The following is a 16,344-nucleotide window of genomic DNA, read 5'->3' as shown; positions in this document are numbered from 1 at the left end:
TGGCGGTACGCTTGGGCGCCATGACGTTCTCCAAGCAGTCACCCGCATTTGAGCAGACGATCGCAGGCCATGTCCGTGGCTTTGCCGGCAAGTCGCCGCAAGCCGCAACCGTAAAGAAGTTTTGGACCGGCTTGTCGGCCGCTGTCGTTGAGCAGATCGCCGACGATTGGGATGAAACTCGCAACACCTACCGCAAGACTCGTCGCGCTGCGTATTTCTCGGCGGAGTTTTTGCAGGGCCGTGCGCTGCTGAACAATCTGACGAACCTTGGGCTCGTCGATAAGGCTGAGGCTGTGGCCCGCGAGTTGGGCCACGAGCTCTCCGACGTGTTGGAGGCAGAACACGACGCGGCACTGGGCAATGGCGGGCTCGGCCGCCTCGCCGCCTGCTTCTTGGATTCGGCAGCGACGCAGGACTATCCGCTGACCGGCTATGGCCTGCTGTACCGCTACGGGTTGTTCCGCCAGGAGTTCGAGGACGGCTTCCAGCGCGAGCACCCGGACCGTTGGAAGGAATCGTTCTACCCGTTTATCGTGCGTCGTGGCTCTGAGCAGCGCATTGTTCATTTCGACGACATGGATGTGCGCGCAATTCCGTACGACATGCCGATCACGGGTTACGGCACGAACAATGTGGGCACACTGCGTCTGTGGGACGCTTCCCCGATCGATGAGTTCGACTATGACGCGTTCAATTCTCAGCGCTTTGCCGACGCGATCCTTGAGCGCGAGGCTGTCCACGACATCACGCGTGTGCTCTACCCGAACGACACCACGTACGCCGGCAAGTTGCTGCGCGTGCGTCAGCAATACTTCTTCGTGTCTGCATCGTTGCAGGAACTTATCGACGACTACCGCGCCGCCCACGGCGACGACCTGCGCAACTTCCACAAGTACAACTCGATCCAGCTCAACGACACACACCCGGTGCTCGGCATTCCTGAGCTAATGCGTTTGCTTATGGACGAGCACGGACTCGGCTGGGACGACGCCTGGGAAGTCACCACCAACACGTTTGCCTACACCAACCACACGGTGCTGCAGGAGGCGCTGGAGACCTGGGAGGAGTCCATCTTCAAGCAGCTCTTCTGGCGCATCTGGGAGATTGTGGAAGAGATTGACCGCCGTTACCGCCTTGATATGGAGGCACGTGGGGTTGATCCAGAAACGGCGCACCACCACTCCCCGATCCACGACGGTCGCGTCCACATGGCATGGATCGCCTGCTACGCCTCCTATTCGGTCAATGGTGTGGCTGCGCTTCACACGGAGATCATCAAACGCGACACGCTCGGCTTCTGGCACGGGCTGTATCCGGAACGTTTTAACAACAAGACCAACGGTGTGACCCCTCGCCGTTGGTTGCGTATGTGCAACCCGCGCTTGTCCGAGCTGTTGGACCGTCTCGCGGGTTCGGACGAGTGGGTTACCGACCTTTCCAAGCTGCAGGAGCTACGCCACTTCGCGGACGACCCGGATATCATGCGCGAGCTGCGCGAGATCAAGGCAGCGAACAAACGTGACTTCGCCGGATGGATCAACGCCCGCCAGGGTGCGGTGATCGACCCGGACTCGATCTTTGACACCCAGATCAAGCGTCTGCACGAGTACAAGCGCCAGTTGATGAACGCCCTGTACATCCTGGATCTGTACTTCCGGATCACCAAGGATGGCGAGCACAACATTCCGAAGCGCACGTTCATCTTTGGTGCGAAGGCGGCCCCGGGGTACGTCACGGCGAAGGGCATCATCAAGCTCATCAACACCATCGCAAACCTGGTGAACAATGATCCGGTTGCTTCCCAGTTCATCCACGTGGTGTTCGTGGAGAACTACAACGTCTCCCCCGCCGAGCAGATCATCCCGGCAACGGATGTCTCTGAGCAGATTTCCACCGCTGGCAAAGAGGCCTCGGGCACATCGAACATGAAGTTCATGATGAATGGCGCGCTCACGCTGGGCACGATGGACGGTGCGAATGTGGAGATCGTCGATGCCGTCGGCGAGGACAACGCTTACATTTTCGGTGCCCGCGAGGAGAACCTGCCGGAGCTGAAGGCTCACTACAACCCGCGCCAGGTTGCGGAGCAGACCCCAGGGCTGATGCGCGCGCTCGATGCGCTTGTCGACGGCACCTTGGATGACCGTGGCACCGGTGCATTCCATGACATTCGCGCATCGCTTCTCGACGACAACGGCTACGGCGAGCGCGACGTCTTCTACGTCTTGGGTGACTTTGCCGATTTCCGTGACACTCGTGATCGCATGGCTGCTGACTACTACGCCGACCAGGACGAGTGGGCGCGGAAGTGCTGGATCAACATTTGCGAGTCTGGCCGATTCTCCTCCGACCGCACCATCCGCGACTACGCCGACGAGGTCTGGAAGATCAGCCCAACCCCGATCAACTAATCGCGCACCATGCGTTTGGTGGTGATCTTGTCCCGCTCATGGGTTTTCGACTCACCATCAAACGCAAAGCCTTGCTTGGTGTAGAAGGCCTGGGCGCGGTCGTTGAAGTCTGCGACCCAGAGGAATGCTGGTTCGCCGGGGTGGATGACGGCGTCGAGAAGCTTCGGCGCCACTCCTGTCCCTGCTGCGTCCTCGAGCAGGTACAGGTTGCGAAGTTCGGTGCGCTCGCCTGGGATGCCGTACGCCAACCCGATGATCTTTCCGTCGAACTCCGCGATTGCGACGCGGCCGTTCGGGTTGCGGAAGTACTCGACCCACTGTTGTTCGAGTGCTGCGTGATCGTCGAGGACGTCGTCGTCAATATGCCCCCGGAATGCTTGGGCACGGGAGCGGTAGTGCATGTCGGCAATGGCGATGGCGTCTTGTGCGCTTGCTTGTCGGATGCTGGCGTCCATGCGCGTCAACGCTATACGATTCCGAATCGATGATCCTGCTCATTGACAATTACGATTCATACACGTTCAACCTCGCCCACCTCATCGCCGAGGCCGCCGGCCGCGAACCACTCGTTGTGCCTGCTGGCGAGGGTGCTGACCTTCCACAGCGAGTGCGCGCCGGCGAATTCAGCCACGTTGTGATCTCCCCCGGGCCAGGTACCCCCGAACGCGAGGAAGACTTTGGTACGTCCCGGCGCGTGATTGAGGCTGCCGCCGATTCCCGGGTCCCGCTGCTGGGTGTGTGTCTGGGCCACCAGGGTCTGGCGATGCTCGCAGGAGCCTCCGTCACTCGTGCGCCGGAGCCTCGCCACGGGTTCGTTTCCACAATTACCCATTCCGGTGAGGGCATCTTCGCCGGTATTCCGCAGGGTTTTCAGGTGGTGCGCTACCACTCTCTACACGTCGAGGAAATCCCTGGCGTCACCGTGCACGCTCGCAGCGAAGACGGCGTCATCCAGGCGCTCAAGGTCGATGGCGCTCCGCATTGGGGTGTGCAGTTCCACCCTGAATCCGTGCTGACTGAGCACGGCGCCGCGATCATGCGTAACTTCCTCGGCGGCTGGCGGTTGCTGCACCGCGAGGTGCCCGGCGCACTCGACTGCCAGCGCGTCTTCAACGCGATCAAGCGCGACGGCAACGATGCGTTTTTCCTCGATTCCGCCGACCCCCGCGGGCGTTTCTCCATCCTCGGAGACACCGCGGGCGCCCTGTCGCGCTCGTTTCGCTATTCGCTTGGTAGCGACCCCGATATCCTCCACACCCTCCAACACGAACTATCCGCCCCTCTCCACGACGCGCCTGACCTGCCCTTTACCGGCGGTGTCATTGGGTACCTCGGCTACGAGTGCGCGGAACTTACGCTCCCGATCACGCTGCGCCACCGCTCGCCGTACCCGGATGCTTACTTTGTGCGCCCGCAATCGTTCATCGTTTACGACCACGAGGCCGAAACCGCCCACTTGTGTGCACTCGCCGGCGACGGCACGGATGCACTCCTTGACCGCCTCGAGAAGGCCTTGGATGGGGCGGACGGTGAGCGGGGGTCGTCGATAAGCAATGGCTCCTGGAGCAACCCCGACTACCTCGACTGCATCGAGAAAGCACAGGACCTGCTGCGCGCCGGTGAGAGTTACGAGGTCTGCCTGACCGACACCTACACCGCCGAAGCGACCGGCGAGATCTATGCGCCGCTGCGTGAGCACAACCCCGCGCCATATGCCGCGCACCTCATTTTCGACGGTGTGGAAGTCGCCAGCGCCTCGCCCGAACGTTTCCTCACCGTGCGTGGCCGCGAGGTGGAGGCCAAGCCGATCAAGGGCACCATCGCCGCTGATCAGGACCCCACATTGCTTCACGACGACAAAACCCGCGCCGAAAATCTCATGATCGTCGACCTGCTGCGCAACGATCTTTCCCGCGTCTGCGAACCCGGCAGCGTACAGGTCCCGGGTCTGATGCAGGTGGAGTCGTATGCCACCGTGCACCAACTGGTTTCCACCATCACCGGGCAGCTACGCGAGGGAGCCACTGCCGTCGACGCCATCCGTGCCACCTTCCCGCCCGGTTCCATGACCGGCGCACCGAAACTACGGACGTGTGAAATCATCGACCGGCTGGAAACCTCCCCGCGCGGAGTCTACTCAGGCGCGCTCGGCTACATCGGGTTCGACGGCCAAGCGGACCTATCCGTGGTCATCCGCACCGCCGTGCGCGCCTGCTCCACCGTCACCGTCGGAGCAGGCGGCGCGATCGTACTCGCCTCCGACCCTTCCGCTGAGCTCGCCGAGCGTAACCTGAAGGCCCAGTCCGTGCTGGGAGCATGGAATGCGTAGGTACACCTGGCGCGGCGACTTCGTCGGGTGCGATGTCTCCAACATCCCCCTCGATGTAGCCGACTCCTGGCGTCACTCGAACGGCCACACCAACGGCCTCGGCCTGCACCTGGAGCGTTTCGCCCGATCTGCCGGCCCGCTACCCGACGGCTTTGTCGACGCGATGCTGACGCTACTCAGCACCGGCGAGCTTTTTCCCCGCATCGCGCTGTCTCGAGGCGAACTGCTTCTCGACGTCCGCCCCGCCCCTCCCGCGCGCCCCACCACCTCACTGACCTACACGCAAGCCCCAGACCCGCGCACCCAGCCCGAGGTGAAAGGCCCCGACTTCGCCGCATTTCACGCGTACCGTTCGCGGTACCAGGTGGCGGGAACGGACGACACGGTGGTCGTCGATAAGCATGGCGCCATGCTGGAAACAACCACCGGCGCGCTGGTGATGTGGGACGGCGACACGCTGTGCATCCCCGACGGCGTGTGGCTGCCGAGTGTCACACTGCACCAGGTTGTCGCGCGCGCCGAGAAGTTAGATATGCGGGTGGAGCGCCGTCAGCTCAAACCCGAACTCGCCGCCAAGCACCCGTTGTGGTTCCTCAACTCGCTCCACGGCATTAGCCCCGTCAGCGAACTGCATGTAGGCGGCGATGTGATCACTCCGCCGGTCCACCCAAGTTTCAACGAGTGGCGCGACTGGTGGTGGGGCAGTTTTACGACCGAATGGCACATCGAGGCATAGCGAAACACCGTGGGTCCCCAGGACTATGCCACTGCATAGTCTCTACAACCGCCAACACTCTATGCCGCTGCATAGCGTCGCACCACAGGCACAACCGAAACCCAGCGAGCCTCCGGGACTATGCCGACCGCTCGGCGAGCACGCGCCCTGTTGCGGTGTCGCACTTTGCGAGCTCTGACGGGGTGCCCGAAGCCACAACTTGTCCGCCGTCGGCGCCAGCGCCGGGGCCCATCTCGATGACACGGTCCGCCTGCGCGATCACGGAGACGTCATGCTCGACCACGATCACGGTTTGGCCCGCTTCGACGAGGCTGTTGAGTTCCTTGACTAGCAGTGAGATGTCGGCCGGATGCAGGCCGGTGGTGGGCTCGTCGAGGAGGTACACGGTGTGGCCCCGGCGCGAGTTGCGGGAGCGCTGCAACTCGGTGGCGAGTTTGATGCGCTGTGCCTCGCCACCGGACAGTTCGGGCGCGCCCTGGCCGAGGCGCAGGTACCCCAGCCCCACGGCTTGCAGAGTTTCGACGGCGCGCAGGATCTTCGGTTCGTCGGCGAATACGTCCGCGGCTTCGTCGACGGTCAACTCCAGCACGTCCGTAACGCTGAGTCCTTCCCAGGTCACTTCGAGGGTTTCGTCGTTGTAGCGTGCACCGCCGCAGTCGGGGCAGGTGGTGTACGAGCCGGGCAGGAACACGAGCTCGACTTCGATCTTGCCGGCGCCGCCGCAGGTCGGGCACTGCCCTTGCTTGACGTTGTAGGAAAAGCGCGACACGCTCCATTTGCGTCGCTTTGCTTCGTCGGTTGCGGCGAAGAGTTTGCGCACGCCGTCGAAGAGTCCGGTGTAGGTGGCCAGGGTTGACCGCGGGGTGCGCCCGATCGGCTTTTGGGTAATTTGCACGACGCGGGTGACAGCGTCAAAGCCATCATGCTTATCGACGCCCCACTCGCCCTCCTGTCCCACCTCATCGTCTTCATCAACAACGGTAGAGGCGGCGTCGCGAAGGACACCGGCGAGAACGGTGCTGACCAGCGTCGACTTGCCTGAACCAGACACACCAGCCACGGCGGTGAACTGCCCCATCCCAAACGACACATCCAGGCCGTCGATGGAGCGGGCCGAGACACCGGACAGGGAAAGTTCGCCGGTTGCGGCGCGGGGGTCGTCGTTAAGCGAGAGCTTGCGGTTGGCAAGCGCGCGGGCAGTTGGCGCATCGCCGGAGTATTCGCTGGTGGGGCCGGAATAGACCACTTCGCCGCCGCGCTCACCCGCGAGCGGCCCGACGTCGACGAGCCAGTCAGTCTGGGCAACGAGTTCCATGTCGTGTTCCACCAAGAGAACGGAATTGCCTGCGTCGATGAATCGGCGGCAAATATCCAGCACCGCACCACGCTCGGACGGGTGTAGGCCCGCTGACGGCTCGTCGAGCACATACGCCACACCGAACAGGCCTGAGCGCAGCTGCGAGGACAAACGGATGCGCTGCAACTCACCCGCGGACAACGTGGGCGCGGGCCGATCCAGGCTCAAGTGCGCAAGGCCCAAGTCGAGTGCGGACTGCACCGCGGGCAAAATCTGTTTGAGCAGCAAGTCTTCGGCGGAGCCCTCCGAGGGCTTCTGTGCCGCGAGTACCTCATAGACACGGTCGAGAGGCAAGGCGCCGAGCTCGTCGATGGGCATGCCAGCATAGGTAACCTTGAGTGCTTCCGGGTTGAGGCGACGGCCGTGGCAGGTCTCGCAGATGCGTGACTCCATGTAGGACAGCACGCGTTTGCGCAGGGTATCGGACTGTGTTTCGGCGAGTGTATTGGTCAGATACGACGCCACAGATCGCCAGGTGCCTTTGTAGTTTCGCTGGATCTGGTCCTCACCGCGCAAGGGTTTCACGGTCACCACGGGGCGCTCGTCGGTGAACAGGATCCAGTCGCGGTCCTTCTTCGGCAGATCCTGCCAGGGTGAATCGAGGTCGTAGCCCAGCGTCTGCAAAATGTCGTGGAAGTTCTTACCTGCCCACGCGCCGGGCCAGGCTTGGATCGCACCCTCCTCGATAGATAGCGTCGGGTCCGGCACCATCGACTCTTCGGTTGGCTCGTGCACGACACCTGTGCCCTGGCACGTCGGGCACATGCCTTCCGGCGTGTTGGGCGAAAACGAGTCGGAGTACAGCCCCTTCGGGTTATCGCCAGCGCGCGAGTACAGCAGACGAATGCTGTTGGACAGCGCCGAGACCGTCCCCACCGTCGAGCGCGCCCCGCCCCCGGAGGTGGACTGTTCGAGCGCCACGGTCGGCGGCAGTCCCTCAACCGCGCCGACCTGCGGGTCTACTGCAGAACCAATCAGGCGACGCGCAAACGGCGCCACCGACTCCAGGTAGCGCCGTTGTCCCTCCCCGTGGATGGTGCCGAACGCCAGCGACGACTTGCCGGAGCCTGACACCCCTGTCACCGCAACGAGAGTGCCGCGTGGGATATCCACGTCCACGTTGCGCAGGTTGTGTAGGTGGGCATCGCGTACTTGGATTCCGGCATGTGTTTCAGGCATGCCCACCAGGGTAACGCGTTAGGGGTTTCGCGTGTCCTCGCCAAGTTGGTGCACGAGGATCGTGTTGGTAGTGCCCGCAACTCCTGGCGGGGTGCCCGCGACGACCACCATGGTGTCGCCTTCGTGGTACTGGTCCATGGCCAGCAATTGCTTGTCCACAACCTTGACCATCTCGTCGGTGCTGTTGACCTCATCGCACAGGAACGTCTCCGCACCCCAGGTCATGGCCAATTGCGAACGCACCTGCTGCACCGGTGTGAACACGAGCAGTGGCAGGTCCGGGTGCAGACGCGCCACGCGGCGTGCAGTATCGCCGGAGGTCGTAAACGTGACAATCGCACGTGCGTTAAGTCGCTGCGCAATGTCGTTAGCCGAGTAGGACACCACGCCACGCTTGGTGCGCGGAATGTGGTTCAGCGGCGGGACGTTGCCCATCGTTTCAGCAGAGCGGACGATGCGGCTCATGGTGCGCACCACGTTGTGCGGGTCCACACCCACGGATGTCTCGCCGGACAGCATCACGGCGTCCGCGCCGTCGAGCACAGCGTTGGCCACATCGGAGGCCTCCGCGCGGGTCGGGCGGGAGTTCTCAATCATCGAGTCGAGCATCTGCGTAGCGACGATCACCGGCTTCGCATTCTCACGCGCAATCTGAATCACACGCTTCTGCACAGCAGGAACCTGCTCAAGGGGGATCTCCACACCCAGGTCACCGCGGGCAACCATGACGGCATCGAATGCGAGGATGATGGACTCCAACGCGTCGACAGCCTCGGGCTTTTCCAGCTTTGCGACGACCGGAACGCGCCGACCCACCTCATCCATGATCTCGTGCACGAGCTCGACATCAGACGGCGAACGGACGAACGACAACGCGATAATGTCCACGCCAAGCTTCAGCGCGAAACGCAAGTCTTCCTTGTCCTTTTCGCTCAACGCCGGTACGGAAATGTCCATACCGGGAAGCGAGACACCCTTGTTGTTCGACACCGGGCCGCCCTCGGTGACGCGGCAGACGACGTCATTGCCGTCGATGTCGGTGCAGACGAGGCCGACCTTGCCGTCGTCGACAAGCAAACGGTCCCCCGGCTTCGCATCCTGCGCAAGCTGCTTGTACGTCGTAGACACACGGTCGTGCGTACCTACAACATCGTCGACGGTGATGCGGACGGTTTCGCCCGTCTCCCAGTAGGTTTTGCCGTCGCCTTCAAAGCGGCCAAGGCGAATCTTCGGGCCCTGCAAGTCCGCCAAAATGCCGACCGCATGGCCGGTCTCATCAGTGGCTTCGCGCACCCAACGGTAATTCTGCTCGTGATCCGGGTAATCGCCGTGCGAAAAGTTCAGGCGCGCGACATCCATGCCGTCGCGCACGAGTCCTAAGATCGCATCCTTGCTGGCCACAGCGGGACCGAGCGTACAAACGATCTTCGTTTTCCTATCCACGTTTTCCAACCTCACCTTCGTAGGCTTCTCGCGTGTCTTCCACCGCAACACGGTACTCCGGATTGTCCTCTTCTGCCGTGGACGGTGCGTTGTAATCCGGATCGACCTCTTCCGGGGTCTCGCGCCCCTTCGGTGTGCGCATGAACATCACCACCGCGATGATGAACAAGATTGCGGTCATCCAGGTGTTGACGCGCAGGCCGAGGATGAGCGTGGCTTCGTCGCTACGCATCAGCTCGATGAAGAACCGGCCAAGGGTATAACCCGCGACATAGAGCCAAAACACGCTGCCATGGCCCAGGCGCCGGCGGCGGTCAATCCAGATGAGCAGGAAGAACACCGCAACGTTCCAGATCAGCTCGTAGAGGAACGTCGGGTGCACGCTCGCGATCACCTCACCGGTGGACCGGCCGGTCAGCGGCGCGAACTCCCCCGCCTCGTTGACGCGGTAGTAAATATCCAGCGCCCACGGCACATTGGTTTCGGCCCCATAGAGCTCCTGGTTGAAGTAATTGCCCAACCGGCCGATGCCTTGGGCGAGAATCACCGTCGGCGCAACTGCATCCGCAAGTGGCGCGAACGGAAGGCCCTTGCGGCGCATCATCACCCACACGCACAGGGTTCCCAGCGCGACTGCGCCGATGATGCCCAAACCACCCGACGTGATGTCGAAAGCCTTCCACGGATTCTTGCCTTCACCGAAGTACTTATCGTAATCCGTGATCACGTGGTAAAGGCGCCCGCCGATAATGCCGGTCGGGATAATCACGATCGCTGCATCCCAGATCGTCTCCGGATTACCACCGCGGGCCTTGTAGCGACGCAGGGAAATCAACAGCGCGACAACAATGCCCGCCATGATGCACAGCGCATAGGCACGAATCGGAATCGGTCCGAGCTGCCACACCCCCTGCGGCGGGGAAGGAATGTTTGCCAGAAGTGTTGTTTGCACGCCCAACAGTGTGCCAGTTTAATTCCGCGATGGACAGGCTGGGTGCTGTCCCGCGGCCGCCAAAGAGCGGGTTGCCTCGTACACATCGCCAGACGCCATCACAGCCTCCGCTGCCAACACGGCATCCGCACCACACGCGGCGGCGTCCATCAGGTCACGCGGAGTGGTCACACCACCCAGGCTGATCTTGATCACTTCGGTGGGAAGCCCCGGCGCGATATCCGCAAAGGCGTTGCGGTTGAGGTCGTTGGTGTCAAAGGTCCAGGAGTTCACCGCGATCACACTCACGCCGGCCTTAAGGGCCCGATCCGCCTCCGCTGGCGTGCGCACCTCGGCCACACCGACCATGCCCAGCGATTCCACTCGGTCCAGCAGTGCCTCCAGGCGCGGCTGCTCGAGGATGCCTACCTGCAGCGGGAGCATGTCGGCGCCGTAGCAACGGGCCTCGTGGATCTGGTACGGGTCGACGATGACATCGCGACACACCATCGGCAGGCTTACGGCTGCGCGGGCGTTGGCCAGATCTGCCAGGGAGCCGTCGAAACGCAGCCGCTCTGTCTGGCAAGCGATGAGGTGGGCGCCACCGCGCTCGATGTCTTGGGCAACCGACTCGATCGAGCGTCTGCCTACCGCGGTTGGGCCAAAAACTGGCGAGTTGCGTTTGATCTCCACGATGACCCCGCAGCCGTGGCGCAAAAGTGCTGCTTTAGCATCGCGGGTTGGGGGCATGTCGCGCGAGCGGGCCTTGATTTCCTGGAACGGCACGACCGCTTCGCGTTTTTCGACATCACGGAGCACACCAGCGACAACGTTTGATACTGCGCTCGGTGCCGACATGCGCCTACCTCCAGGTGATACGGCCTATAGCGCTATAGGTTAGCGGTTGCCCTGCGTAGGACGAAAATCCTCGTCACCAGTTTCGGTCGGGTCGATATCCGCGTCGAGCGCATCCCACATCACGCGTCCGGAATCCGGCTCCTCTTTCAGGTCGTGACGGATGGTTTCTTTGCGCACAGCTTCCTTCTCGTATTTGTGTTGCTTCGGCGCATCCTCGCCAGGCTTGACGACGAGCATCGCACCGCCAATCACCCCCAGCACACATCCCACGATCGTGAGTACTGGGCCTACCACAGCAACGTCGGCGGCGGTGATCTCCGCCCAGTTCGCAATAGCAGCGGAGGACGTATCCGTGGCTGCCTGTTCCGCCCCTGCCGTCAAGATGGCGTGGATACGCTCATGGTCAGCACCACGCGCCAGAAGCGCTGCTGCTGGGATGACAGCAGCAGCGGCGGCGAGCGCGCAAATTCCGCCAACGACACGACGACCGACCTTGCGCAACGCAAACGCGGCAATCGCACCGGCGAGCAGCAGCACCGCCACTGCGGTGATCTCGGTGGACCACTCCGCGCCGGTGATGGTTGCTACACCTTCGCCGGAGAGGTCGTCGTTGTACTTCGCGGTCACCCAGTCCATGCGGGAAAAGCCCCACATCACCGCACCCGCCACACCGAGCAGCAGTGCACCGGTTTTGTTCTTCTTCATCTGAAGCGTCCTTCCGCTACTTTGCAACCATCTGGATCGCATCGAGCACAGTACGATGCGCATGCGGTGTACCGATAACCACACCGGCGGTGGTCGGAGTCCATTCCGAACCATCAAACGCGCTTGCGTTCGCCCCTGCACTGCGTGCCAACAACACACCAGCTGCGTTATCCCAGATGTGCGGGGAAAAACTGACCGCAGCCTGGTAGATCCCCTGCGCGACGAAGGCCAGGTCAACGCCGACCGATCCGCTGATGCGCGGCCGCAGGTGCGAATCCGTGAGTGCGCCTGCCAAGTCGAGACGGAACGATGCTGGGTATCGCTGCCTATCCGCCGAGGCCAACGAGCCAATCCCCACCTGCTCCGCAGCGGAAGTCAGCGCACCAACCGGTGGCAAGGCGTTGCCGTTGAGGTGCACGGGCTCGCCATCGACCGCGGTGAGGCGCATGTTCAGCAGCGGCGCATCGGTAATCGCTGCGACCGGTTTTCCACCAAGCAGCAGCGTGCACAGGATGGCGCAGTTCGGATTGCCGGACGAGTAGTTCGACGTACCGTCGATCGGGTCAACAACCCAGCACGCCTCCGGATCAAACGACCCGCCTTGTTCCTCGCCGTACACCGCAATGCCAGTCGTGTCCGTCAGACGCTTGCGCAACAGCTTCTCAATGATCAGATCAGCCTCTGTGGCAAAGTCGCCGGCCCCCTTGCGCAGTGCAGGAGCAGCCCCCACTTTGTCGACGAATACCTCACGCGCCTCATCAACCGCGCACAATGCAGCATCAAGCAGCTCCGCCGGCTTATGCATGAGACACCTCCGGCTGCAGCTGCTGCACCCAGTTGCCCAGCACGCTCACACCAACCTCACCGGACATGGCTGGGTCGAACGCCATCGCCCACAATGGCCCATTTTCTACAGCGGCAAGGATGCGCTCGCCGTTGATGTCTGCCCAAGACAGTTTCGGGTAGGCGATGAAGTCATCCTCTGCCAACGGGAACGACTTCACGGCTTGTGGCGCGTCGAAGAACACGTCTCCAACAATTCCGGCCAGTAGCTTCGAACCATCTGCCGCCACGACGGGGTACTCCCCCGCTTCAAATGCTGCCTCCACAACTTGGCCCGGCCACTCCCCAAGGCCTGGTGTGGTGCGGCTGCCGGTCACGGCGTCGTCGAAAAGCACGTGCATTCCAGTGCCGACCGCAAGCAGTGCCCTACCCCCTGCCAGACGCTGGCCTACGATGCGATCCCCTTTGATGCGCTTGATCGCCGCAGCAGCGTCTGCAAACGATGCCCCACCAGGCAGGACAAGACCGCTTGCCTGCACAGCCTTGTCGGGGTCAGTGGTGGCAAAAGCATCAGCACCTGCATTCACCAAAGCACTGACAAGGCTGGTGGTGGTCTCACTGCCGAGGTAATCAAGTACCGCGACTGTCGGGCTTGCCGGGGTGTTCGTCATGGTTGCGTAGTGTATCCGCTCCCCCGATTACTGGTTCTTCGGCTGCTTCTTATTCTTCGACGGATAACGACGCGGCGCCTGCACAGCCTTCAAACGAGCCGACAGATTGTTAACTTCCACCACACGGTGGCGGCCCAACTGACGGTCAAGCAACGTGACAATCAGCCCAATCGCGATGACACCGGAGGCGATGCTGAACATCGGCGCGAACGCCATCGTGGCAATGAGCATGCCGTAGAAGGTAGAACCTAGGCCCGTTCCGCCGTCGAAAGCAATGTTCCAGATAGCAGAAGCTTCCGAGGTCTTCGAGCGCGGCAGGCGGTAGAACATCATGGTCAGTGCCTCGTTTTGCACCGCGCCGAAGCCTGCGCCGTAACACAGGGCGGCCAGCAGCATGGTCCACACCGGTAGCTCAAGCGCCAAGATGGCAGCCATGAGCAACACGCCGAGTGCACAAAGGACCTGGCATGGGATGAGCACGGTGCCGGGCTGCCCACGACGGTCCATGATCTTGCCTGCCGTGTAGCGCGAGATCATCGACGCAAAGTTCATCACGCCGAGCATTACGCCGCCCATCGCGGCACCCGTGGCCGGGTCGAGATCACGCATGGAGACCGGCAAGAAGTTCGTGATCGCACCGTAAGCAGTGGTCACAAACATCAACGCGAGTGCCGGCACGAGCACCAGATGCCACATGGGCACATGGACCATGTTTGTGGTCTCTGGCTCGGAATCCGGTGGTGGAATAGCAGGGATCGCCGCACAGGCAATGAGCGAGATGCCACCGATCGATGCGGCGATAATATACACGGCGTCGTACCCAATCCTGTCCACCAGGGCCAAGCCCGATGGCAGCGCAATCATCTGGGCAAGACCGACAACACCACCGAAAATGCCCGTGGCACTGCCGAGCAGGCGCAGCGGTACCAGTTCCGCGATAATCGCTGCCTCAGCCACGGACAATGCACCGAAGCCGATGCCACGAATCGCACTGACCGTCAGCAGCGGCGTTGCGTCCATGCCGATGATGTACCCCAACGCCGGGATACCCAGAAGCATTGAGGCCACTGCCATGACGATGCTGTAGCCGAACTTCCGCAGAGCCCACGGCGTACAAACCTGCGTGAGCACTGTTGCCAGCATGAACACACCAGTGGACAGCCCGGCAAGCGAGGCAGACTGTCCGGCATCGATGACGGCTGTGGGCACTACCGGCAACAGAAGCGACCAGGCGGCGAAGGCAGATGCAACGGCGACGAGCACCGGGATCAAACCACGGGCCCGCCACACATTGGTTAGCGAATCAACCTCGTCGCGGGTAAGGGGCCGAACTCCGAACATCTCACATCACCTCCACCAACATCAGCACACCACCTAGGGCTGCCATAACTGCAAGAAGCGCGAGGACGGCAGTCACCGCTCTTGAGGAGCCGTTCTGATACGACGACCACACTCCACCGACGAGGATGCCTGCAAGGAGGAACAGCAAAAGAATGAAGAATGTGTTTCCGGCACCTGTCACTGGGCGAACCTCCTGCGTTATTGGCGCGTTCAAGCTGTGTACGCCGTCAGTGTAACGACGCAGTCCGATTCCGGCCGTTCGGGGCCTTACAGACGGCTGTCGTCATCCCCGCGTGGTTCACGCGCATAGGCGCGCAGGTTGCCGATCCAAAACACCAGACCAGCTGTCAGCGGCGCAACAGCCCACCCGACCCCCGGCGAAACCGGCGGGACAAGCGTGAAGCTCGATCCGGTTTCCAAGACATCGTGGGTAGGCCTGGGGTGCAGTTTGAGGCTCAACCAGTCACCGAACAGGTAAATCGAGATCGCGCCGAGTACGGCAACGATCATGATCCACAGCATCCACCACACAGAACCGCCGACCCTGCCGCGGCGCACGCTGCGCCACCCCACGGCGCCAAGCACCACCCCGAGCAGGAGTGCCAGCAGCACAAACCACGCAAACCCTGTGAACTGTACATTCACAGGGCTTGCCACTTCGTCGACCCCGATACCGCTGTTTTCTGTGATCACGCCGACGTATGCGGGACGAAGACCACCCCAGGCGAAACCTCCAGCGATACCGAGGAGCAGGGCTAGCGCGAGCAGCCCTGCACCAGATCCCATCACTAGTTGCAGAACTTCCAGCGGCCGTCTTCCTTCTCGAAGATCATGACCTGGGTTTCTTCACCGTTTGCGTTCTTTGCAGTCAGGTTGGCAGACGCACGGTTACCGTCCACACGAACGTCGGAAATGCTGACCTCGGACTTCGGCAGCTCGAGCGCCTGGCCCTGCTGCTCAGCAAGGCGGCCCGCCTCTTCAACCTGCTCAAGGGTCAGACCCTGACGCTCCAGTTCCTCCATCATCGGGTCAGCGACTGCCTTACAGGAATTGTCCAAGATGGTGCGGGTCCAGTCAGCGAAAGAACCCGGGTTAAGCACAGCACGTGCAGTGTCTTCCATCTGCTTGCGGTCTTCGTCGGTACCTTCCTGTGCGCCCTCGAGCGGCTGGTTGGTGTTTTCCGGCATGCCGTTCTCAAACGGATTGGCAAGGGTCGGGGCCTCGCCCTGGTTGCCGCCCTCTTCCTTCGACTCCTTCTTCTTCGAAGTCGTGGCGGTTGCCTTCTTCTCGTCCTTCTTTGCGTCGTCCTTCTTTCCTTCGCTCTTATCGGCATTCTCGGACACCGTGGACTCGACAGCCGTATCGGCCGGAGCAGCCTCAGCAGCGGTGGACAGCCCTCCGGACTTGCCTTCGTCGGAGGATCCGCATGCCGAAAGCGGAAGTACGAGCATTGCTGCAGCTACGCATGCTGCCATGCCGGACGTAGTGTTCATTTTCATCTTTGACTACCTTCCTAGTTTCACCCCATCCGTTCGCTGGACGCGGGCAACCGTCTTGGGCGTGGATTGGCGCCACGACGGGACGTTCGTCCCAAAGAGTA

General features: G+C 62.1%; 15 protein-coding genes. 3 read left to right on the top strand and 12 right to left on the bottom strand.

Annotated features, from left to right (window positions below):
- Positions 1-20 precede the first annotated feature (20 nt).
- Positions 21-2,411: a glycogen/starch/alpha-glucan phosphorylase gene (locus tag HMPREF2617_RS09010; RefSeq protein WP_070840549.1), complete on the top strand. Its 2,391-nt coding sequence runs from the start codon at positions 21-23 to the stop codon at positions 2,409-2,411.
- Here HMPREF2617_RS09010 and HMPREF2617_RS09005 read toward each other — a convergent pair.
- Entirely contained in the window at positions 2,408-2,866 is a 459-nt protein-coding gene (locus HMPREF2617_RS09005) for a GNAT family N-acetyltransferase (protein WP_070450949.1), read from the bottom strand. The genes HMPREF2617_RS09010 and HMPREF2617_RS09005 overlap by 4 nt on opposite strands.
- Before the next feature lie 29 nt (positions 2,867-2,895).
- Here HMPREF2617_RS09005 and HMPREF2617_RS09000 point away from each other — a divergent pair, with 29 nt between their 5' ends.
- Positions 2,896-4,740 (top strand): chorismate-binding protein, encoded by a 1,845-nt coding sequence (locus HMPREF2617_RS09000; protein WP_070840548.1) that lies wholly within the window; start codon positions 2,896-2,898, stop codon positions 4,738-4,740.
- Entirely contained in the window at positions 4,733-5,476 is a 744-nt protein-coding gene (locus tag HMPREF2617_RS08995; protein ID WP_070840547.1) for an aminotransferase class IV, read from the top strand. Before HMPREF2617_RS09000 ends, HMPREF2617_RS08995 begins: the two co-directional genes overlap by 8 nt.
- A gap of 118 nt (positions 5,477-5,594) precedes the next feature.
- Here HMPREF2617_RS08995 and HMPREF2617_RS08990 read toward each other — a convergent pair whose 3' ends face one another.
- The 11 genes from HMPREF2617_RS08990 to HMPREF2617_RS08940 form a co-directional block, all read right to left on the bottom strand.
- Complete coding sequence (locus HMPREF2617_RS08990) at positions 5,595-8,012, bottom strand: excinuclease ABC subunit UvrA (protein ID WP_070840611.1); 2,418 nt, start codon at positions 8,010-8,012, stop codon at positions 5,595-5,597.
- Between the two features lie 18 nt (positions 8,013-8,030).
- Positions 8,031-9,455 (bottom strand): pyruvate kinase, encoded by a 1,425-nt coding sequence (gene pyk / locus HMPREF2617_RS08985; protein WP_070840546.1) that lies wholly within the window; start codon positions 9,453-9,455, stop codon positions 8,031-8,033.
- Positions 9,448-10,407: a prolipoprotein diacylglyceryl transferase gene (gene lgt, locus HMPREF2617_RS08980; protein ID WP_070422383.1), complete on the bottom strand. Its 960-nt coding sequence runs from the start codon at positions 10,405-10,407 to the stop codon at positions 9,448-9,450. The genes pyk and lgt overlap by 8 nt, the downstream gene beginning before the upstream one ends.
- 18 nt (positions 10,408-10,425) lie before the next feature.
- Positions 10,426-11,244: an indole-3-glycerol phosphate synthase TrpC gene (locus HMPREF2617_RS08975; protein WP_070422231.1), complete on the bottom strand. Its 819-nt coding sequence runs from the start codon at positions 11,242-11,244 to the stop codon at positions 10,426-10,428.
- Between the two features lie 39 nt (positions 11,245-11,283).
- The gene (locus tag HMPREF2617_RS08970; protein WP_070450939.1) at positions 11,284-11,949 is read right to left on the bottom strand and encodes a TIGR02234 family membrane protein; all 666 of its coding nucleotides are present in this window, start codon (positions 11,947-11,949) and stop codon (positions 11,284-11,286) included.
- Positions 11,950-11,965: 16 nt separating this feature from the next.
- Positions 11,966-12,754, bottom strand: coding sequence for an inositol monophosphatase family protein (locus HMPREF2617_RS08965; protein ID WP_070422229.1), 789 nt, complete (start codon positions 12,752-12,754; stop codon positions 11,966-11,968).
- Entirely contained in the window at positions 12,747-13,403 is a 657-nt protein-coding gene (locus tag HMPREF2617_RS08960) for a type 1 glutamine amidotransferase family protein (RefSeq protein WP_070422228.1), read from the bottom strand. The genes HMPREF2617_RS08965 and HMPREF2617_RS08960 overlap by 8 nt, the downstream gene beginning before the upstream one ends.
- Positions 13,404-13,430: 27 nt before the next feature.
- Positions 13,431-14,744, bottom strand: coding sequence for an MFS transporter (locus tag HMPREF2617_RS08955; RefSeq protein ID WP_070840545.1), 1,314 nt, complete (start codon positions 14,742-14,744; stop codon positions 13,431-13,433).
- A 1-nt stretch (position 14,745) separates the two neighbouring features.
- Complete coding sequence (locus HMPREF2617_RS08950; RefSeq protein ID WP_070422226.1) at positions 14,746-14,925, bottom strand: hypothetical protein; 180 nt, start codon at positions 14,923-14,925, stop codon at positions 14,746-14,748.
- A gap of 86 nt (positions 14,926-15,011) precedes the next feature.
- Complete coding sequence (locus HMPREF2617_RS08945; RefSeq protein WP_141763039.1) at positions 15,012-15,533, bottom strand: hypothetical protein; 522 nt, start codon at positions 15,531-15,533, stop codon at positions 15,012-15,014.
- Complete coding sequence (locus HMPREF2617_RS08940; protein WP_070422224.1) at positions 15,533-16,243, bottom strand: hypothetical protein; 711 nt, start codon at positions 16,241-16,243, stop codon at positions 15,533-15,535. Before HMPREF2617_RS08940 ends, HMPREF2617_RS08945 begins: the two co-directional genes overlap by 1 nt.
- Positions 16,244-16,344: the final 101 nt, after the last annotated feature.

Source organism: Corynebacterium sp. HMSC070H05 (assembly GCF_001837615.1).
GTDB classification, from domain to species: Bacteria; Actinomycetota; Actinomycetes; order Mycobacteriales; family Mycobacteriaceae; genus Corynebacterium; species Corynebacterium coyleae.
The sequence above is the reverse complement of the archived record's forward strand: the minus strand, read 5'-3'. Positions and strand labels throughout refer to the sequence as shown.